Annotated in this window: 18 protein-coding genes and 1 pseudogene; 7 read left to right on the top strand and 12 right to left on the bottom strand. The window is 60.9% G+C overall.

The window, feature by feature from the left end; all coding sequences use genetic code 11:
* Positions 1 to 292 precede the first annotated feature (292 nt).
* The 3 genes from AC54T3_RS13040 to AC54T3_RS13030 all read right to left on the bottom strand — a co-directional run bounded on the left by AC54T3_RS13040 (position 293) and on the right by AC54T3_RS13030 (position 2,917).
* Positions 293 to 1,507: a PDDEXK-like family protein gene (locus AC54T3_RS13040; RefSeq protein ID WP_496625360.1), complete on the bottom strand. Its 1,215-nt coding sequence runs from the start codon at positions 1,505 to 1,507 to the stop codon at positions 293 to 295.
* Between the two features lie 167 nt (positions 1,508 to 1,674).
* The gene (locus AC54T3_RS13035) at positions 1,675 to 1,845 is read right to left on the bottom strand and encodes a hypothetical protein (RefSeq protein WP_496625359.1); all 171 of its coding nucleotides are present in this window, start codon (positions 1,843 to 1,845) and stop codon (positions 1,675 to 1,677) included.
* A gap of 67 nt (positions 1,846 to 1,912) precedes the next feature.
* Positions 1,913 to 2,917 (bottom strand): helix-turn-helix transcriptional regulator, encoded by a 1,005-nt coding sequence (locus AC54T3_RS13030; protein WP_496625357.1) that lies wholly within the window; start codon positions 2,915 to 2,917, stop codon positions 1,913 to 1,915.
* Positions 2,918 to 3,008: 91 nt separating this feature from the next.
* Between AC54T3_RS13030 and AC54T3_RS13025 the strand changes: the two genes are divergently transcribed.
* The 4 genes from AC54T3_RS13025 (at position 3,009) to AC54T3_RS13010 (ending at position 5,314) form a co-directional block, all read left to right on the top strand.
* Positions 3,009 to 3,449 (top strand): hypothetical protein, encoded by a 441-nt coding sequence (locus AC54T3_RS13025; protein ID WP_496625355.1) that lies wholly within the window; start codon positions 3,009 to 3,011, stop codon positions 3,447 to 3,449.
* Positions 3,450 to 3,549: 100 nt separating this feature from the next.
* Positions 3,550 to 4,401 (top strand): PP2C family protein-serine/threonine phosphatase, encoded by an 852-nt coding sequence (locus AC54T3_RS13020; protein ID WP_496625353.1) that lies wholly within the window; start codon positions 3,550 to 3,552, stop codon positions 4,399 to 4,401.
* A 374-nt stretch (positions 4,402 to 4,775) separates the two neighbouring features.
* A complete protein-coding gene (locus AC54T3_RS13015; protein WP_496625351.1) occupies positions 4,776 to 4,994 on the top strand; it encodes a hypothetical protein in 219 nt (72 codons plus the stop codon).
* The gene (locus AC54T3_RS13010) at positions 4,991 to 5,314 is read left to right on the top strand and encodes a type II toxin-antitoxin system PemK/MazF family toxin (protein WP_496625349.1); all 324 of its coding nucleotides are present in this window, start codon (positions 4,991 to 4,993) and stop codon (positions 5,312 to 5,314) included. The genes AC54T3_RS13015 and AC54T3_RS13010 overlap by 4 nt, the downstream gene beginning before the upstream one ends.
* Here the strand turns inward: AC54T3_RS13010 and AC54T3_RS13005 are convergent.
* The 4 genes from AC54T3_RS13005 to AC54T3_RS12990 all read right to left on the bottom strand — a co-directional run bounded on the left by AC54T3_RS13005 (position 5,300) and on the right by AC54T3_RS12990 (position 10,058).
* Entirely contained in the window at positions 5,300 to 5,599 is a 300-nt protein-coding gene (locus AC54T3_RS13005; RefSeq protein ID WP_496625347.1) for a BrnT family toxin, read from the bottom strand. The genes AC54T3_RS13010 and AC54T3_RS13005 overlap by 15 nt on opposite strands.
* A gap of 58 nt (positions 5,600 to 5,657) precedes the next feature.
* Entirely contained in the window at positions 5,658 to 5,918 is a 261-nt protein-coding gene (locus AC54T3_RS13000) for a UPF0175 family protein (protein WP_496625346.1), read from the bottom strand.
* A 192-nt stretch (positions 5,919 to 6,110) separates the two neighbouring features.
* Positions 6,111 to 8,819 (bottom strand): hypothetical protein, encoded by a 2,709-nt coding sequence (locus AC54T3_RS12995; protein WP_496625344.1) that lies wholly within the window; start codon positions 8,817 to 8,819, stop codon positions 6,111 to 6,113.
* A gap of 156 nt (positions 8,820 to 8,975) precedes the next feature.
* Positions 8,976 to 10,058, bottom strand: a complete 1,083-nt coding sequence (locus tag AC54T3_RS12990; protein WP_496625343.1) for a helix-turn-helix transcriptional regulator — start codon at positions 10,056 to 10,058, stop codon at positions 8,976 to 8,978.
* Between the two features lie 97 nt (positions 10,059 to 10,155).
* Here AC54T3_RS12990 and AC54T3_RS12985 point away from each other — a divergent pair, with 97 nt between their 5' ends.
* Positions 10,156 to 10,596 carry a hypothetical protein gene (locus tag AC54T3_RS12985; protein ID WP_496625342.1) on the top strand — a complete coding sequence of 147 codons (441 nt, stop codon included), beginning with the start codon at positions 10,156 to 10,158 and terminating at the stop codon, positions 10,594 to 10,596.
* A gap of 146 nt (positions 10,597 to 10,742) precedes the next feature.
* Here the strand turns inward: AC54T3_RS12985 and ftsB are convergent, their stop codons facing one another.
* From ftsB to pyrG, 4 genes and pseudogenes are all read right to left on the bottom strand, one after another.
* Positions 10,743 to 11,030, bottom strand: a complete 288-nt coding sequence (ftsB, locus tag AC54T3_RS12980; protein WP_496625340.1) for a cell division protein FtsB — start codon at positions 11,028 to 11,030, stop codon at positions 10,743 to 10,745.
* Positions 11,031 to 11,099: 69 nt separating this feature from the next.
* A complete protein-coding gene (gene eno, locus AC54T3_RS12975; protein WP_496625338.1) occupies positions 11,100 to 12,380 on the bottom strand; it encodes a phosphopyruvate hydratase in 1,281 nt (426 codons plus the stop codon).
* Positions 12,381 to 12,473: 93 nt separating this feature from the next.
* Complete coding sequence (gene kdsA, locus AC54T3_RS12970) at positions 12,474 to 13,307, bottom strand: 3-deoxy-8-phosphooctulonate synthase (RefSeq protein ID WP_496625336.1); 834 nt, start codon at positions 13,305 to 13,307, stop codon at positions 12,474 to 12,476.
* 122 nt (positions 13,308 to 13,429) lie between these two features.
* A pseudogene (gene pyrG, locus AC54T3_RS12965) lies at positions 13,430 to 15,055 on the bottom strand (CTP synthase); the annotation flags it as partial.
* A gap of 237 nt (positions 15,056 to 15,292) precedes the next feature.
* On the opposite strand from pyrG, the gene AC54T3_RS12960 reads away from it, so the two are divergent.
* Both AC54T3_RS12960 and fnr read left to right on the top strand, forming a co-directional pair.
* The gene (locus AC54T3_RS12960; protein WP_496625334.1) at positions 15,293 to 15,697 is read left to right on the top strand and encodes a sulfur globule family protein; all 405 of its coding nucleotides are present in this window, start codon (positions 15,293 to 15,295) and stop codon (positions 15,695 to 15,697) included.
* A gap of 360 nt (positions 15,698 to 16,057) precedes the next feature.
* A complete protein-coding gene (fnr, locus tag AC54T3_RS12955) occupies positions 16,058 to 16,816 on the top strand; it encodes a fumarate/nitrate reduction transcriptional regulator Fnr (RefSeq protein ID WP_496625333.1) in 759 nt (252 codons plus the stop codon).
* Between the two features lie 75 nt (positions 16,817 to 16,891).
* Here the strand turns inward: fnr and dnaQ are convergent, their stop codons facing one another.
* Entirely contained in the window at positions 16,892 to 17,650 is a 759-nt protein-coding gene (gene dnaQ, locus AC54T3_RS12950; RefSeq protein WP_496625332.1) for a DNA polymerase III subunit epsilon, read from the bottom strand.
* Between the last annotated feature and the right edge of the window lie 4 nt (positions 17,651 to 17,654).

Here is a 17,654-nt window from a genome sequence, read left to right as displayed (position 1 = left end):
CGCCTTCCTTGGACAACCGCTATGCCGACGGTGAGCGGTTGCTGAGCCTGACGCTGTTTAGCGACTGAACTTCTACTAAGTCCATAGTATGAATGCTGACTGAAAGTCCTTAATCCGCAGACTGAACTGCGGACTAAAGACGATTAAAGACACGGGCGCAGATACTGGCGGGGATTCGGTCTATCGTTCGACTGATCGAAGCTGTTGGATATTAGGTGTCGGCATCTACCATGCCGTTGGATGCACTATCAACCACTGTCTTTTTTGCTTTGCAAGCCGGTTTCGATCGACATCAAACTACCATTTTAATCATATCAATATCCTGCAGGCACTCACTTATAAACCCATCAATGTATTCATTATTCAATAAACGCAACAGATTATCGCAGTCCGAGTGAACATTAAATAGTGGCTTTGAACACCAGTTCATAGCCTCCCAATTGCTTACCTCAAATCCTTTTTGACAATCCTCCCTTTTCTCTTTCGAAAGAAAGACTCCATTATTGCTGTTAGTGGTTTTTACAAAACCGTAACGCAACCATGTATCTGCAACTTGCACGTGAAATAAAGTGTCTGTAATTCCTATATCAACAAAAAACCCAATATATTTGATGCTCCTCTTGCCTGTATAGAACCATTTTTTGCATTTTTCTTTATTGTAAATCCTGGCCACATCTGATATGTCAACGCATGGGTATTTTTCTTCTTTAAGTGCACTCGAGACCTTATTAAAAAACTCAAACAATATTTCGCCTTTTGCGTCGGCGATTGAATTCGCAACCTGCTGTGCGTATTTGATATTATCATCTTTCAGCAACAGCTCGACGATTTCTTTGTTATATTCATCGGACATAGCAAGCCCCGTTATTTTTTTAACCAAGTACAGGTATTGAACAATAGCCTCTCGAACTACTGGAATCAATGCTGCGCTTTTTATGCAATCCTCCAGCCATTTGGAAATATCGTGACTATATGAAATAGGCGTATATTGTGCACCGTTATGGCTTGCATCTGATGCTTCAGATCCATATCTTGTCAAGTAAAGCACATAAACTTCCTTGCCCAGCTTTTTTTCTAACTCACAATATCTTTGTATCTGCCCATCACCATCGCTTGCATCTATCTTATTTTCAATGAAGATATTCCGGTTTTTGAGTTCTATAGCAATGTCTATGCGCTCTTTTCCGTTATTGTAAGGCTTTTCCTTGAATACTTTTGCGTTATTCAGGTCCGACTCTGTAAAATTTAATTTTTCGCAAACGGTCTCAATAAAGCTTTTTAAGAAAATCGTTCCTTGGCCATGACTTCCGTTTGGGTTGAGCAGTTCGCTCAAAATCGCTGAATGCGTTGAAACCTCGTAACGTTCTACTTTTGTAATAGAAAAGATGTTAAATTTGACCCCCATATTTTTTTCGATCTTTTCATAGTATCGACTAATACTCGAAACCTGCTTTAACAAGAGTGCTATATTCACAGTCATTTCCTTTATTGTTTCGGCCTTGATCATACCCTGTTCCATCTGCTTCAGCTAGCCCAAGAGCAGTAGATCAAGAGTCTAATTTTGCTCACTTATTCGGAGTCGTCCAGGGGGCATCCGGATCGGCGATCCGAGCGCGCATCGAGGCGCAAACCGCCTGATCGATCCGCTTGCAACCATCCCAGACGGGCATTCAATCACACCAGGCGATCGATGTCCTCCGGGCTGAAGTCGTCGTCCGCCGTCTGCTGGGCGGGGAAGAGCGCCTGCATACGGTCCGTTTTACGACGCAGCCGTTCCAGTGCGTCAACTGCGTCGCCGATTCGATGTTGCAAGTCCGCCAGGGCTTCACGCTGTTTGGGTGTCATCGATGATCTCAACGCCTAGATGCTGAATCCCGGCGTGCTTAGCAACGTTGTGCGACAGAGTCGGCCACTAGGGATATAGCGCCGCCATCTTGCGCGCCTGCTCGGCCACGACGTGGCGCAGTTCCTTCGGTTCCAGCACGTCGAGCTTGTCGCCCGCCCCCAGCAGCCAGCGCAGCAGTTGCCCGGTCTGCGGCAATCGAGCCTGGATGCGCAGCTTGAAGCCGGAGTCCTCGGGTTCGTCTTCGCTGGTCTGCTCATCGCTGAGCGGGCAGTCCAGCAAAAACTGCGTGAGATATCCACGCACGCGAATCACCAGATCGATCACTTGGCTGCGGCCGAAGTCGACTTTGCCCTCGGCCATGGCTCGGTCCAGATCGAAGTCTTCGGCAACGCGGGCGGGCATCTGGGGCTTGGGCTCAGCACGAATGAAGCGGTGCAGCGCATAGAAGCGCAACAGGTCTTCGTCGTTCTTGAGCGCGAAGAGATACGGGATGGGGCCGCGCTGCACCAGGGCTTGTGGATGCAGGATCGGCGTGCTGCGCTCGTCGGACGCGTTCTTGTAGATCACCTGCAGGGCGCAGCCCTGGGCGAGCGCGCTGATCACGGCATGCAGGACATCGGGGTAGAGTTCGACCGGGCGCAGCCGCAGACTATCGGGCACCACGCGCAGTTGCTGATCGCTGAGCAGCGGGCGGTCGCGCTCGTAGAGCAGGCGCTCCCAGAGGCGGTCGAGCTGGCGTTTGGGCACGACCTCGGCGATGAGATCGCGCACCTGGCGCAGAGTGAAGTCCCAGATCAGCGCATCATCGTCGAGCGTGTCGTTGATGCGCCGATACCGCAGCGGCTTGCCGCCCGGATTGACGATCTCGATGCGCTGATCCTTGACCAAGGCCTCGAGGTCGCGCTGCAGTGCGCGGCGGCGTGCGGTGGGGCTGCCTGTGCCATAGGCTTGATCGAGGATCTCGAGCAGGCGGGCGCCGTCGAGGCAGTCGGCAGGTTTGGTGTCCGGTTTCGGCAACAGGGCCTCGAGCCGGCGTAGGCGTTGGATGCGGTCGTGGTGGGTCGCGCTCATGGGTGGAGTATCGGTCAAGGGATGAGACATGGATTGTCGCACAAGTGCGGTTCAATGGCCCTCGTCAACCAACCACACCGAGGTGTCGCCCATGAGCCGCAAAGACCGTTCTCTCTCCTCACGCGAACTGCTCAATCGCATCGGTCTCAATGAGGAGACGCCGCACAGCCTGCTTCAGGATCAGCCGCTCGATGATCTGCTGGAGGATCTTGAGGGGGATCTGGGCTCGGTGCTGAAGGAGCGCTATACACTGCTCCACCAGCCCCACCGCTTCCAGCCCGGCGATCTGGTGTGCTGGAAGCCGGGGCTGAAGAACCGGCGGGTGCCCGCCTATGGGACGCCAGCGGTGGTGCTCGAGGTGCTCGATGCGCCAATCGCGGACAGCGAGACCGAGAGCGGCAGCACCTATTTCCGCGAGCCGCTGACTCTGGTACTGGGGCTGTTCTGGGATCGCGAGCCGGGGCGCGGGGATTTCGTCGCCTTTCACTTCGATGGGCGGCGGTTTGAGGCTTGGGACTCGGGGCTCGCCTGAGCCGTAGTCGATACCCGCACCGGAGCGCAGGTGACCCGTGCGTCCATGGTGTGCAGCGCACACCGGTTCGCCGTGGCGTTGGAGGCCGAGATAATCAACGATGATGTTCGCGCGACCAGAGATGACTTCAGAATGTGACCCTGACAACCCTCATCCCCGAGACCTTGCGGTCGTTCAGCATCGGGGACTGATTTCTCGGCCACAGCAGGACGCGGTCTTGGCTGGCGGCGCGGTCGCGCAAAAGGCGGACCTGTCGCCATCCAGTGAATCCATCGACCCACGCGCTGGAGTCTGCGCGGTCGCCGATGGCGTCGCCGTCAGCTTCAAACCTCAACTCGCCAGCAAGAGGTTGCTTGAAGTCCTCCGAGACCTTCCGTCCGAGCGCGCTGAGCGTGACGCATCAGGTCTCAGCCGGGAACTCCAGGATGGCTGGATCGGCCCGCGCGCGTTGCGACGCTCTATCCATCCGCGTCTGTGCCGTCGCCTATCGATGCGCGCTTCGTTCAACCGAAGCGCGACCACCCTCGCGCTGCTGCAGTGGCGCGAGGGTCGCTTCAGCGCGCTCAATGTCGGGGATTCGCGCATCTACTGCATCAGCGCGGACGGGGAGTGGTCCCAGGTCTCGATGGACCACACCTATTATCAGTCGATGCTGCAGCGCGGCGAGCTGGCCCCGGGCGACGATGTCGGTCAGCTCTACCACGACCTCGAGCACATGATCAGCAGCGACGAGTCCGAGGACGATTTCGCCATCCACTGGCAGAGCGGTGTCTGGCCAGCAGGATCAACCTGGCTGCTGTGCACCGACGGATTGCACGACAGCCTCAACCCATCCGCGATGCAGGCCTTGTTCGCGCCCGATGCAACCCTCGTCGACCTGGCCGGACGCTACCAGCAAGCCGTGCTGGAGGCCGGCGCGCCGGATAATGTCTCCATCATCCTGTTGCGCTGAGCTGAGCGCCACCGCAGCGCGTTCCTTTGGGAGACCGCGTTATACGTCAATCAATGACGTATTCCTGTGGTCTCATGGCTTCATGGGCAGCGGAGGTTTCTACGCCTCACGCCACAAGAGCACCACGTGGAGCGCATATCATGACGGCAACCAGCCCAGCTGGACCTGTGCTAACGTAACGGGATGAAACCAAATTGGCTCACTCAGGCGACCAGGCTCGCACAGTCGGTGTCGCTTGTTTGCGGATCACAGAGTGCTGAGCCTGATTATGCTGAACAAGTTCATGACTTGTTGGGCAAGAAAATCCTCGCAACAAAATGCGATCCACAACCACAATGCGCAATACAAGACTCGACACGCTGCCGGTAAAGACCATGCACGCTACGATCAACATTCCTGATGAAGTCGCTGGCGAGCTATTCCGGAGAGCCCCTGAACCGGATGAGCGCTCAGCCTTACTAGAAAGAATTCTTAAAGAATATTTTCAAGCCCATCCCAAAAGTGAACAGTCAGACATTGATCTAATCAACGAACATGCTGACGAACTGAACAGGGAAGCGATAGACGTACTTGATTATCAGAAAATCCCGTGAAGCGCGGTGAACTATATCGTGTTGCTCATCCTTCTGCACGCGACCCAAAGAAATCCAGAGTCTTTGTTGTAGTCAGCAGACAAGTGCTTATTGACTCCAGGTTCTCGACGGTGATCTGTGCGCCGATCTACTCCGCTTATCATGGTCTCGAAACGCAAGTGCCACTGGGAACCGAAAGTGGCCTAAAGCACGAAAGTAGCATACATTGTGACGAGTTGGTCAGCTTGCCGAAAAGCGCTCTAAGCAATTTCGTTGGATGTTTGTCTGCCACAAAAACTGCGGAACTGCGTGCGGCACTGATTGCTTCACTGGAACTCTGAGACCCGCAAGACCAGACCTTTTATAGTAGGCGTCTTGGAGCCAATCTTGATGCAGATCACCTCACTGCCGTCCTCGTCATCCCGCAGGGTATGAGCGACGAGGAGCAACAGGTTGCCCTCCACGATGCCCAAGGTTTGCCAACGGTACTCTCCGTCCTCGATCCGCTCTTGCCTGACCAGTGCGAATGGGTCGGCAAAGACACGCACGGCCGTCGCGAAGCTCAGATGATGCTTCTTGAGATTGCTCTCGGCCTTTGCAGCATCCCATTCAAATCGGGTGTACATCTCAAGATGTTACTACATTTTTGTTTTTACATGCTCGGCGTGGTGTTGGAGACCAGGATCATGGAAGCTTGCTGACATCGGCAAAGATCGTCGCCATCTCATCCTCGTCGTAATCAAAGATCGGTTCCTGCTCAACCCTCAGGCGCTCGATGAAATCGAGCCTTGAATCGCCGGCAAGCTCCGCCGCCTTGCCCAGGGAAAGACGGCCCTTGCGATACCAGGTCAGCGCGGCAAAGAACCGCAGATCGCGGGTGAACTCAGGCGCTCTTTCCCTGAGTGCCAGCAGGATGTCGTCATCGATCGAGAACGAGATATGCATACCGATGCCTCCGGGGATAGGTCGGACAAGGCGAATTGAGGTTGCGGGCTCGGATGCGGTAAACCCCTTGCTTGATGGCCTCAACGGCGCTGTGTCCGAGCGCCGCCGCCCGCGCACGCGGCAGGTCGAGTGCCTCGCGGCATCGCGTCGCCTGCACGGGTGAATCGGCACAGGGAAGCACGGTTAAGTGGTTCATGATGCCTCCGTCGGCGTATTCCGCCAGTCGAGAAACTGCCGCACACTCTCGCAGGCGGCGATGAGCCGCTCGCAGTCCTCGGCGGCACAGCCGATGCTGCCGTCGCGGTACCAGACCGTCGGGGCGGCAATGGCGTCATCGAGCATCCAGCGCGCCTGCTCGCCGTCTCCGATGAAGGTCCAATCAGCTGGTGGCGGCGTGGTCTCGACACGGCGGTACTGGCCATTGGGCTGGCGTTGCAGGCCGAACAGGCGCTCGATCTCAGGCTCCAACTGGACGGCGAGGTAACTGGCGGCCTGGCGCACGGCCTCCTGCAGCACGCCATAGTCGGGATCATCGACATCGGGCTGGATCGCGCCATCCAGCGTCAGTGCGCCGGTCTTGCACAGGGTCATGCGCACCGGCGGCAGGCTGATCTGCAGATCGCCAAGGTTGTTACCGAGCGCATCCTCCTCGTTCTGCGCCTCGTTGAGGAGGTCACGATCCTCCGGCTCGAAGGAGATCTCGACCTGATCCTCAGTGATGCTCCAGCTCACGCGCGGATCATCCAGGGTCGGTGGCGGCTGCACCGGTTGCAAGGCACCGGCGACGACGCGATAACCGAGATGATCAGCGATCCAGGCGAGCTTGTCATTCGGTGTGACGCCGAGCGCCGCCAGCAGCCCTGGCAAATCGGCCCGCAGTGCCTGTGGATCGCCGATCAGGCCAGCATCCCGCAGTTGCTTGTCCTTGGTGAGCCGCAGGATCAGCACCAGGCGCTCCTGCGCGTCGAAGACCAGGAGTCGGCGCGGGCTGCCACCAAGTCGGTATCCGGTCGTGCCGATCGGCTCCTCAGAGGCGACCGGCCGACCGCGCTTGGTCAACAGCAGGGCTTCCTGGGGCTGATCGAACAGGAATAGCTGATGGTCGGTGACGAAGTCGGAGAACTGATTCGTCAGCTTGGCGACCTCGATGGCGCGCTTGAGTAGGGACAGCCCACGCGGGTCATGTCCAGGAGCTTGGATGTAGAACAAGCGCTTTCTAGGGCCTTGATGACGCACCAGCAGACCGGCGACGGGGCCATGGTCACGATGCCAACAGAGCCATTGTTCGCTGTCCTTGGCCATCGGCTGGTGGTCGTCGACTGGGCGGGAGCGGACCTCATAGACACGGTCTTTGGAGTGACCGCGTACCCGCCAACCCTGATCGGCGTCGACGCGCTGACCCTGATGGATGGTCGGCTCGAGGACCGGCGCGCCGACGACATCGTGATGCAGATCCGGATAGGCGAGGCCCAGATCCGCGAGGGCGTTCCAGAAAAACACGGGGCGTTCGTAGCGCTCGGCGACCTGTCGGAGCATGCGCTCACGCAGCGTCGGATCGATGGGGCGGTCATCGGCCTCGGTGTCGTACCAGACATAGGCCAGGCGGCGACCTGGCTCGGTGACCCACCAGGCGCGCTCGCCATGCGCGAGCAAGCGTCCCATACGGGTGGTGATGGCGCTCTCCAGCCCGTCACGCCAGTAGAAACCATCATCGGCGAACTCGTGAAAAGACGTCAGGTTGAGGCTCAGCTCATCGGCCTGAACCGCTTGGCTGAGGGCTCGGCAGAGTCGATCGAACCCCGGCCCATCGATCAGGGCGGGATCGATCTGGCGGCGCAACGACACCAGCCCGTAGGTACCGGCAGGCCAGTCGCAGCCCGCCTCATCGTCGGCCATGACGAACCCGCGATCAGCCTCATAATCGATGTCGATCTGGATGGCGAAGCTGCGTGCTAAGGGTCGAACGATCAGAGCGTTTTCAGACCACTGATACCAGAATCGGAACCCGTCGGCCTCGGCGAACTCGCAGTCGTTCAGATCGATTCGGCCGCAGATGCCGACGCGCTCGATCAACTCGCCGCGGTCGCCGAGATGGTGATCAGAGCGGCGATTGAGCGGACTGACCTCGAACCCGCAGTCGTTGAGCAGGTCGAGCAGATCCTCCTTGTACTGCCTGGCGGCCTCCTGGCGCGCGGATCGGTCTGACCCTTCGGCCTCAAAGTCATCGAGTTCACCGAAGTAGAAGGAGGCAGCGGCCACGACCTTGCCGGTGAACTCGAGATCATCATGCAGGTAGAACAGCCGCAGCCCGCTGTTGGCGCGATCCTCGAAGTCCTCGTCATAGTCGTCATCGGCGAGACAGTTGCCGAGCCGCTCCCCGACCCAGTGGACCTGCTTGAGGGTCTCGCACTCGCGCCATTGACCATGCCGGGTGTTGGGCAGATCGCCGCCATCGAGATCGCCGGTGGCTTGCAGCTCCTCCAGTCGAGCCGGGTCCAGCAACCAGGGCTGGCGTTGCGCGAGCAGCTCGGGCACCCCGATCTGGCGCCGCGTGAGACTCTTGAGCAACTTGCGCGCTCGGCGCTTGAGGGCTTCGTGGTCGCTGTCGTTGACGACGATCTGGGCTTCGCGCACCAGCCCGAGCACCTGGTGCAGGGTCTGTCGGGTCGCGTCCGAGGGGACGAAATGGTGCAGTGCCTGGCCTTGCGCGTTGAGGTCAACCGCCCAGTTGGGTGCGCCGTCGGGGAGTGCCTGAATGACCTGCGCGTTGTCCTCGCATTGGCGCGCCCAGTGGGCGAGTTGGATCTCGAGTGCCTCGAGGATGTCCTCTGGGAGCGGGAGGCCGGCCAGTTCGCGACGCGACCAAGCGCGGGCGGCTTCGGGGTAGAGATAGTTGGGCATGCGTGGACTCCTTGTGATGACGGGTTGCGATCAACGACCTCGATGGCCGTGACCGCTATCAGACCTGATTCGTCAGACAGGCCTTGTCGCACGCAGTCCTGTTGAGTCCCTGTTAGGGTCAGCTACCCGTGCTTGGCAGGCTGGCGGTAGCTGGTTTCAGGCATCGTCTGTGGCATCGGGCGAGATGGCAACGACCGGTGCCTGAGTCGGTACCGGCGGATACACGGCCGCCATCTTGCGAGCCTGTTCGGCCACGACGTGGCGCAACTCCTCCGGTTCCAGCACTTCGAGTTTATCGCCCGCCCCCAGCAGCCAGCGCAGCAGTTGTCCGGTCTGCGGCAGGCGGGCCTGGATGCGCAGATCGAAGTCGGAATCCTCTGGCTCGTCCTCGCTGGTCTGCTGATCACTGAGCGGGCAGGCCAGCAGCAGTTGGGTCAGATAGCCGCGCACGCGGATCACCAGCGTGATCTGCTGGCCCTGACCAAAATCGACCTTGCCCTCGGCCAAGGCACGGTCCAGATCGAAGTTCGCCGCAGCGCGGGCGGGGATCTGCGGCTCGGGCTCGGCACGAATGAAGCGATGCAGCGCATAGAAGCGCAGGTGGTCCTCGTCGTTCTTGAGGGCGAACAGGTAAGGAATCGGCCCCCGCTGCACCAGGGCTTGCGGATGCAGGATCGGCGTGCTGCGCTCACCGGCCGCGTTTTCGTAGATCACCTTCAAGCCGCAGTGCTGGGCGAGCGCGGTGATCACCGCGTGCAGCACATGCGGGTAGAGTTCGACCGGGCGCAGGCGCAGACTGTCGGGGACCACGCGCAGTTGCTGATCGGTCAGCAGGGGGCGGTCGCGATCATAGAGCAGGCGTTCCCAGAGCCGGTCGAGCTGGCGTTTGGGCACCGCTTCGGCGATCAGGTCATGCACTTGGCAAAGCGTGAATGCCCAAACCCCTGCGTCATCGTCGAGGGTGTCGTCAAGGCGCCGATAGCGCAGCGGCTTACCGCCGGGATTGACCGCCTCGATGCGCCCGTCCTTGACCAGGGCGTCGAGATCGCGCTGCAGCGCCCGACGCCGGGACGCGGGACTGGCGGTTCCATAGGCCTGATCGAGGATCGCGAGCAGGCGGGCGCCGTCGAGGCAGTCGGCGGGTTTGGTGCCCGGCTTCGGCAACAGGTCCTCGAGCCGGCGCAGGCGTTGGATGCGGTCGTGGTGGGTCGCGCTCATGGGTGGAGTATAGGCGCTCATGGGGGTCATATAGGCGATGGTGAGACAAGGACTGTCGTATCGATGCGGTCTAATGCCCCTGAAATCCTGGAGAGCCAACCACACCGAGGTATTGCTCATGTCCCGTCAAGACCGCTCCCTCTCCTCGCGCGAACTGCTCAATCGCATCGGCCTCAATGAGGCGGCCCCGAACAGCCTGCTGCAGGATCAGCCGCTGGATGATCTGCTAGGTGACCTGGAGGGCGATCTCGGCTCGGTGCTTTTAGAGCGCTATGCGCAGCTGAACCAACAGCAGCCGTTCAAGCCCGGTGATCTGGTGTGCTGGAAGCCGGGGCTGAGGAACCGCCGGGTGCCGGCCTATGGCACGCCGGCGGTGGTGTTGGAGGTCCTCGATCCACCGATCGCGGACAGCGAGCGCGAGAGCGGCAGCACCTATTTCCGCGAGCCGCTGAGTCTGGTGTTAGGGTTATTCTGGGATCAAGATCCGGGACGGGGGGATTTTGTCATCTTTCACTTCGATGGACGGCGGTTCGAGCGCTGGACCTCGACAACGGCCTGAGGGGGTCACCAGAGAAGCATGAAGCGCCACGGAACAGGGTGCCGGGAGCGGTGTGCGTCCAGCATCCATTTTGACATCAAGGCTACCGCCCTTCTTCGCGTTCAGCTTGGGACGACAGGCCACGATCAGTCTAGGAGCCGAATGTATTACTCCCGCGGCAACGGCGTTTCAACCACCTGCAAAAAAACCTCGCCATTCTGGATCATGCCCAGTTCGCTGCGCGCGCGTTCCTCGATGGCATCGAGGCCGGTCTTCAGATCCTCGACCTCGGCCGCGAGCGCGCTGTTGCGCGCCTGCATCCGCGCCAACTCGGCTTCGGTCTCGGCGATCAGCCCGCGCAGCGCGTGCAGCTCGGCCAGGCTGCCGTCACCGACCCAGAGCCGGAGCTGCAGCACGCCGAGCAGCACAGCCAAAGTTAGAACAAGCCAACGCATCGTATCAGCGCCTCTTGGCTAGTCAGTGGCGAGCCAGCATCAATCCAGCATCAATCGACGAGCGACGATCTAGAGCGACTGCTTGAAGGCGTCGCGACCGGCATAGATGGCCGCGCCGGCGAGCTGATCCTCGATGCGCATCAGTTGGTTGTACTTGGCCACCCGGTCGGTGCGCGAGAGCGAGCCGGTCTTGATCTGACCGGTGGCGGCGGCGACGACCAGATCGGCAATGGTCGTATCCTCGGTCTCGCCGGAGCGATGCGAGACCACAGCCGTATAGCCCGCCTGCCGCGCCATCTGGATCGCCTCCAGGGTCTCGGTCAGCGAGCCGATTTGGTTAACCTTGATCAGGATCGAGTTGGCGATGCCCTTGTCGATGCCCTCCTGCAGGATCTTGGTGTTGGTGACGAAGAGGTCATCACCGACCAGTTGCACCTTGCCGCCGAGGCGCTCGGTGTGGTCCTTCCAGCCGTCCCAATCGCCCTCGGCCAGGCCATCCTCGATGCTGATGATCGGATACTGACCGACCCACTCGAGCAGCAGATCGGTCATGCCGGCGGCGTCGAGCGTGCGGCCCTCGCCCTTCAGATCGTACTGCCCATCTTGGTAGAACTCGGAGGCGGCGACATCCATGCCGAGATAGATGTCCTGACCGGCCTTGTAGCCGGCCTTCTCGATCGCCTCCAGGATGACCTCGATCGCCGCCTCGTTCGAGGGCAGATCCGGCGCGAAGCCGCCCTCGTCACCGACGGCGGTCGCCAGCCCGCGCCCGTTGAGCACGGCCTTGAGTGCATGGAACACCTCGGCACCCCAGCGCACCGCCTCGCGCAGGTTCGGCGCGCCGACTGGCAGGATCATGAATTCCTGGAAATCGACGCTATTATCAGCATGCTCGCCGCCATTGATGATGTTCATCATCGGTACCGGCAGGCGATAGTCCCCCGTGCCCAGCGATTGATAGAGCGGAACCGCCTTTTCCTGCGCGGCGGCATGGGCCGCAGCCATGGACACGCCGAGGATGGCATTGGCGCCAAGCCGTGCCTTGTTCTCGGTACCATCGAGTTCGATCATGTGGCGATCGAGCGTCTCCTGCTCGGTCACTTCCAGGCCCGCGACCGCGTCCCGCAGCTCGCCGTTGACATGGGCGCAGGCGTTCAGTACGCCTTTGCCGCCATAGCGGGATTTGTCGCCATCGCGCAGCTCCAGCGCCTCGCGCGAGCCGGTCGAAGCGCCGGATGGCACTGCGGCGCGCCCGAGCGCGCCCTCGGCGGTGATGACATCGACTTCGACGGTGGGATTGCCGCGCGAGTCCAGGATCTCGCGGGCACGGACATCAACGATCTCGGACATGATTCAATCCTCTTTCCAAGCACAAAATGGTCGGTCTTTTCGGTAATTTTTGCCAATGGTGACGTCAGCGGTGACTCAAGCGCTGCCGATACGCTAGAGCCGCTGCTCCGCCAACCCTTGGGCCTTGACCAAGCGGTCCAGCCCCATCAAGGTCTCTAGCAGCTCAGCCATCAGAGGCAAGGGCCAGGCATTGGGTCCATCGCTCTTCGCCTGAGCCGGATTGGGATGCGTCTCCATAAAGACGCCGGCCACGCCAGCGGCGACCGCCGCGCGAGCGAGCACCGGCACAAACTCGCGCTGGCCGCCGGAACTGTGGCCCTGACCGCCTGGCAGCTGTACCGAGTGAGTCGCATCGAAGACCACCGGGCAGCCGGTCTCACGCAGCACGGCGAGTGCGCGCATGTCCGAGACCAGGTTGTTATACCCGAAGCTAGCTCCGCGCTCACACACCATCAACTGCTGATTGCCACTCGAGCGCGCCTTCTCGACCACTCGCAGCATGTCCCAAGGTGCCAGGAACTGGCCCTTCTTGAGGTTGACCGGTAGCCCTTGCGCAGCCACCGCAAGGATGAAGTTGGTCTGCCGACAGAGGAACGCAGGCGTTTGCAGCACATCGACCACCGCCGCGACCTCGGCCAGCGGCGTGTCTTCGTGCACATCGGTCAGCACCCGGACGCCGATGCGCTCGCGCACCCCCTCCAGAATCCTGAGGCCGGCCTCGACGCCGAGGCCGCGAAAGCCATCGATCGAGGAGCGATTGGCCTTGTCGAAGGACGATTTATAGATAAAGGGGATGCCCAACCGAGCGGTCAGCTCCTTGAGCTGCCCCGCCGTGTCCTGCGCCAGTGTCTCGCTCTCGATCACGCACGGCCCGGCGATCAAGAACAGCGGATGCTCGAGGCCGACCTCGGTGCCACAGAGCTGCATCAGACCAGCTCCTGCGACCCTTCGGCGCGCAGCAGTTCTGACTGCGCGGCGGGGTTCTCCCCTACGTTCGCATCCGGGTCCGCCTCCTCTGGGCGCTCGTCCAGCTTGGCCGACGGGCGCCCCTGCCGCTGTTGATAGGCCAGGGCCGCCTCGAGGAAACCGCGAAACAGCGGGTGGCCGTCGCGTGGCGTCGAGGTGAACTCGGGGTGGAACTGGCAGCCGACGAACCAAGGATGGTCCGGGATCTCGATGATCTCGACCAGGCGCGAGTCCAGCGACCAGCCCGAGAAGCGCATGCCGGCATCCTTCATCGCATCACAGTAGCGATTATTGAACTCGTAACGATGGCGATGGCGCTCACGCACCTGTGGCGTGCCATAGGTCGCGCGCGCCAGACTGCCCGGCTCCAGGCGGCAGTGTTGTCCGCCGAGACGCATGGTGCCGCCCTTGTCGGAGTCCGCGCTGCGCGTCTCGCGTCGGCCCTGCTCGGTCTGCCATTCGGTGATCAAGGCAATCACCGGATGCGGTGTGTCGGCGAGGAACTCGGTGCTGTGCGCGCCTTCGAGCCGGGCGACATTGCGCGCGTACTCGATCACGGCAACCTGCATGCCGAGACAGATGCCGAGGTAGGGGATGCGTTGCTTGCGCGCATAGCCGACCGCAGCGATCTTGCCCTCGATCCCGCGCTCGCCGAAACCGCCGGGCACCAGCACCGCATCCAGTCCATCGAGGCAACCGGGGCCTTGGGTCTCGATCTCCTCGGCGTCGAGGTAGCGAATCTTGACCCGGGTTCGGGTGTGCACGCCGGCGTGGATCAACGCCTCGGAGAGCGATTTGTAGGCCTCGGTCAGCCCCATGTACTTACCGACCATGCCGATAGTCACCGCCTCGCGCGGATGCTCGAGCCCTTCCAGTACACGCTGCCATTCGGAGAGATCGGCCTCGGGCACCTCGAGTCGAAACTGGTGCACTACCAACGCATCCAGCTCTTGGGCGTGCAGCAGCATCGGGATGCGGTAGATGTGATCGGCGTCGATGGCCGAGATCACCGCGCGCTCGGGGACATTGGTGAAGAGCGCGATCTTACGCCGCTCCTCGTCGGGCAGATCGCGTTCGGCCCGACAGAGCAGGATGTCGGGCTGGATACCGATCGAGCGCAGCTCCTTGACCGAGTGCTGGGTCGGCTTGGTCTTGATCTCGCCGGCGGCTGGGATAAAGGGCACCAGCGTCAGATGCATGAACAGCGCGTTGTCGACCCCGAGTTCGACGCGCATCTGGCGGATCGCCTCGAGGAACGGCAGCGACTCGATGTCGCCGACGGTGCCACCGATCTCGACGATGGCGATGTCGGCATCACAGGCGCCGAGCCGGATCGCATCCTTGATCTCATCGGTGATGTGCGGGATCACCTGCACGGTGCGACCGAGGTAGTCACCGCGGCGCTCCTTGCGGATCACGCTCTCGTAGATCTGACCGGTGGTGAAGTTGTTGTTGCGCCCCATGCGGGTGCGCAGGAAGCGTTCGTAGTGACCGAGATCGAGATCGGTCTCGGCGCCATCATCGGTGACATAGACCTCCCCATGCTGAAACGGGCTCATGGTGCCCGGATCGACATTGATGTAGGGGTCGAGTTTGATCATGGTCACCTTGAGACCGCGTGCTTCGAGCAGCGCGGCCAGGGACGCGGACGCAATACCTTTGCCGAGCGACGAGACGACGCCGCCGGTAACGAAAATATACTTGGGCATGACCTGAACAGGCAGACGACTTGGGTCCAGATAGGATACCCCTCTCAAGGTAGCAAAATGGCCCCAACCTCACAATTCGCACCGTGATCAAGCGCGCACTTCACAAGTCCCCGGTCGGTACGTATACTCGGTGATGTTCGTTACTCTACGGACCTCCACTCGGTTCGATGCGGGGCCAAACTCGAATACCGTGCGAGCCGGGATGGATCGATTCACCACCCTTCGGAGCATCACCAAATGAATAAGTTTGCAAAGGTTATGGGTATCGCCGCCATCGCCACGAGCGCGGCCTTCTCGATGAACGCTGCTCAGGCTTGGTGGGGGGGTCCTGGCTACGGTGGCCCTGGCTACGGCAACGGCTGGGGTGACGGTATGGGCGACATGTTCAGCGACATGGTCGGCGACGGCTACGGCGACTTCAACATGAGCATGAGCGGTGGCGGTCGTGGCTACGGTCGCGGACGTGGAAATGGCTATGGTCGTGGTTACGGCAACGGCTATGGCTATGGCCATCCGTATGGCTATGGTGGCGGCTACCCGGGCTACGGCTACGGCGCCCCCTACGGCTATGGCGCGCCTTACGGCATGCCCTATGGTGCTCCGATGGCTCCCGCCGCACCGGCCGCTCAAGAAGCCAAGTAAGGCACGGTCCACGACTGCTGCCTAAAGCCGCGCCTCGGCGCGGCTTTTTTGTATCAGGGCGAGCACCACTCCAAGGTCCCCAAGCCGGGTCGACCTTCCCTTTCCGAGGTTGTCTGAACCCCCTCCAAACTCCATCGAGCCAGACGCGACGGTTGGCCGCCACCGGCGCGCGCGATCGAAAAGCACGCTCGGGACAACCCGATCCATCGCCTCTCGGCCTCACGGGCGGGCCCTTCGGGCTGACGGACCTCGGAGCACGTATTTCATCGCGCAGTACGCGTGTATGTAAATCATATTGACGCTTGATGCATGTCAACTTGAGTTGCAGAATACAACCAAACCACACACTGGAACCTTGCCTTGACTCAGCGAAAAGTAATCTCGTTCGACACGATCCGAGTCGCCTGCAAGAACTGCTCTCTGTCGCAGCTCTGTCTACCGATGGGCTTGGCGCCGGAAGATGTCGAGCGACTCGACTCGATCATCAAGCGCTCCCGGCCCCTTCATCGCGGTGATCATCTGTTTCGTGGCGGCGAGCGCTTCCGCTCGCTCTACGTGGTCAAGACCGGCTCCGTCAAGACCTACGCGCCGAGCGAGGAAGGCGGCGAGCAGGTGCTCGGCTTCCATCTCCCTGGCGAGATCATCGGCCTTGATGCGATCGACAAGTCCTGCCATGCCTGCTCGGCCAAGGTGCTTGAGACCTCGGCCATCTGCGAGGTGCCCTTCCAGCGCTTCGAGGAGCTAGCGACCTCGATCCCCTCGCTGCAACACCAGATGTATCGGTTGCTGAGTAAGGAGATCGGACAGGATGCCGACATGCTGCTGCTGCTCGGCAAGAAGAACGCCGAGGAACGGCTCGCGGCCTTCCTCACCAGCATGTCCAGCCGCTTGAGCAAGCGCGGCCTCTCGCCGACCGACTTCTACCTGAGCATGTCGCGCCATGAGATCGGCAGCTATCTCGGCTTGGCGGTCGAGACCGTGAGCCGCCTTTTCACCCGTTTCCAGGAAGATGGACTGCTGCGCGTCGACCGCAAACATGTCGAGCTGCTGAATCTCCCAGCGCTGGAGATGATGGCGGGCTCCGCGCCCTCCAGCACGCATAAGCAACGCTCGAATTGAGCCCCCGAGGCTCGGGGCACAAGACCTAGCCTGATCGTCACACACCAGGGGCCGAGCGCCCACCAATGCCAGCGTTCAGGCCGTGCGTGACACCGTCCGCGCGTTCTCGTCGGTCAGCGACAGCCAGACACAGCCACTGGCGCTCGCGGTGCCAATCGCCTGCAGACGATCGCGATGCGCCTCGAGTTCCGAGTCGCTCGCGCGCACCACGCGCAGCGCGGGCCTATCCGCTCGTAGGCGCCTTGGGCGAGCCTCCGCTTCGGCGCGCGCGCCCTGTTGACCTCCACTCGCGTCACTCCCGAGCGCCAGTGCCACCTGCCCACCGGTCATCGCCAAGTAGACATCGGCGAGGATCTCGGCATCGAGCAATGCCCCATGCAGATCCCGGCGCGCGTTGTCGATCTCGTAGCGCCGACAAAGGGCGTCGAGGCTATTGCGCTGCCCTGGATGGCGTTGGCGCGCCAAGCCCAGGGTGTCGACGACCGTGCAGAGATCCTCGATGCGCGGCGCATCAGCGCGCCACTGCCTCAACTCGTGATTGAGGAAGCCGATATCAAAGGCCGCGTTATGGATCACCAGCTCGGCGCCACGAAGATACGCGATGAGTTCCTCGGCGATGTCGGCAAAGCGCGGCTTATCCGCGAGGAAGGCATTCGAGATCCCATGCACCGCGACCGCGCCGGCATCGATCTCGCGATCCGGTTGCAGATAATGGTGGAAATTGGCCTTGGTGAGCCGCCGCTCGATCACCTCAACGCAGCCGATCTCGATGATCCGATGTCCCTCGCTCGGCTCGAGCCCGGTGGTTTCTGTATCCAGTACCAGTTGTCGCATCCGG

It is taken from the genome of Halochromatium sp. NSM3 (genome assembly GCF_059621085.1).
Note: the sequence above shows the minus strand (reverse complement) of the source record. Positions and strands in the feature narration are given on the sequence as shown.

Excerpts from the sequence above, each read along its gene's own strand:
- AC54T3_RS13040 (WP_496625360.1), bottom strand. The coding sequence starts at position 1,507 with ATGATCAAGGCCGAAACAATAAAGGAAATGACTGTGAATATAGCACTC.
- AC54T3_RS13035 (WP_496625359.1), bottom strand. The coding sequence starts at position 1,845 with ATGACACCCAAACAGCGTGAAGCCCTGGCGGACTTGCAACATCGAATC.
- AC54T3_RS13030 (WP_496625357.1), bottom strand. The coding sequence starts at position 2,917 with ATGAGCGCGACCCACCACGACCGCATCCAACGCCTACGCCGGCTCGAG.
- AC54T3_RS13025 (WP_496625355.1), top strand. The coding sequence starts at position 3,009 with ATGAGCCGCAAAGACCGTTCTCTCTCCTCACGCGAACTGCTCAATCGC.
- AC54T3_RS13020 (WP_496625353.1), top strand. The coding sequence starts at position 3,550 with ATGATGTTCGCGCGACCAGAGATGACTTCAGAATGTGACCCTGACAAC.
- AC54T3_RS13015 (WP_496625351.1), top strand. The coding sequence starts at position 4,776 with ATGCACGCTACGATCAACATTCCTGATGAAGTCGCTGGCGAGCTATTC.
- AC54T3_RS13005 (WP_496625347.1), bottom strand. The coding sequence starts at position 5,599 with ATGTACACCCGATTTGAATGGGATGCTGCAAAGGCCGAGAGCAATCTC.
- AC54T3_RS13000 (WP_496625346.1), bottom strand. The coding sequence starts at position 5,918 with ATGCATATCTCGTTCTCGATCGATGACGACATCCTGCTGGCACTCAGG.
- AC54T3_RS12995 (WP_496625344.1), bottom strand. The coding sequence starts at position 8,819 with ATGCCCAACTATCTCTACCCCGAAGCCGCCCGCGCTTGGTCGCGTCGC.
- AC54T3_RS12990 (WP_496625343.1), bottom strand. The coding sequence starts at position 10,058 with ATGAGCGCCTATACTCCACCCATGAGCGCGACCCACCACGACCGCATC.
- AC54T3_RS12985 (WP_496625342.1), top strand. The coding sequence starts at position 10,156 with ATGTCCCGTCAAGACCGCTCCCTCTCCTCGCGCGAACTGCTCAATCGC.
- ftsB (WP_496625340.1), bottom strand. The coding sequence starts at position 11,030 with ATGCGTTGGCTTGTTCTAACTTTGGCTGTGCTGCTCGGCGTGCTGCAG.
- eno (WP_496625338.1), bottom strand. The coding sequence starts at position 12,380 with ATGTCCGAGATCGTTGATGTCCGTGCCCGCGAGATCCTGGACTCGCGC.
- kdsA (WP_496625336.1), bottom strand. The coding sequence starts at position 13,307 with ATGCAGCTCTGTGGCACCGAGGTCGGCCTCGAGCATCCGCTGTTCTTG.
- AC54T3_RS12960 (WP_496625334.1), top strand. The coding sequence starts at position 15,293 with ATGAATAAGTTTGCAAAGGTTATGGGTATCGCCGCCATCGCCACGAGC.
- dnaQ (WP_496625332.1), bottom strand. The coding sequence starts at position 17,650 with ATGCGACAACTGGTACTGGATACAGAAACCACCGGGCTCGAGCCGAGC.